The 666-nt window shown below is 64.0% G+C and carries 1 pseudogene; it reads left to right on the top strand.

Annotated elements, in window-relative coordinates:
- Nucleotides 1-230: 230 nt before the first annotated feature.
- Nucleotides 231-542, top strand: a pseudogene (locus KV557_RS41980) (transposase); the annotation flags it as partial.
- Between the last annotated feature and the right edge of the window lie 124 nt (nt 543-666).

Raw genomic sequence — 666 nt, forward strand, 5'->3', positions numbered from 1 at the left:
AGCGGATGAGACGGACTCTGGCCTTCGCTGCCCCTGTGAGGGCATACCTCGTCTTCTCCGTAGATCGGGGCAAATCATGACATGGACGAAGGCCGTATAGTGGATGATCGCTATCAAAATGCCCACTGAGAGGGCGTTAAGTCCGTTTCTGGATGATCTGATGTCGCCCGTTCGTGTGTACGGAGTCGTTCAGGCTGACTCGCGTGTCGTGTGCATGATGCTGTTGGGGCATGGAACGGATGCCGTACTCAACGGACTTGTCCGACGGGCAGTGGGCCTTGATCGAGCCGCTGGTCACCGCCTGGAAGCAGGAGCGGGTGTCGCGCTCGGCGACCGGGGACCCGGGCTCCTGTGACCTGCGGGAGGTCGTGAACGCGCTGCTGTACCAGAACCGGACGGGCTGCCAGTGGCGGCTCCTGCCGCACGACTTTCCGGCCTGGTCGGCGGTGTTCTACTACTTCAGCCTGTGGCGCCAGGACGGCCTTGACCAGCGGATCCAGGAGATCCTGCGCTGCCAGGTGCGGGAGCGGGCCCGACGATTACGACCTTGGGAGCAATGCTCGTGGTCGCGGTCGGCCCGTGACGTGAGAAGGGCCGCACGGGTTGGGTGAGTTGTGACGCTTACCTGGGCCCGTGCGGCCTGCTCTCATCCTGCCCTGTCCGGGG

The sequence above is a fragment of the Kitasatospora aureofaciens genome (assembly GCF_019192735.1).
In the GTDB taxonomy this organism is placed as follows: Bacteria; Actinomycetota; Actinomycetes; order Streptomycetales; family Streptomycetaceae; genus Kitasatospora; species Kitasatospora aureofaciens_A.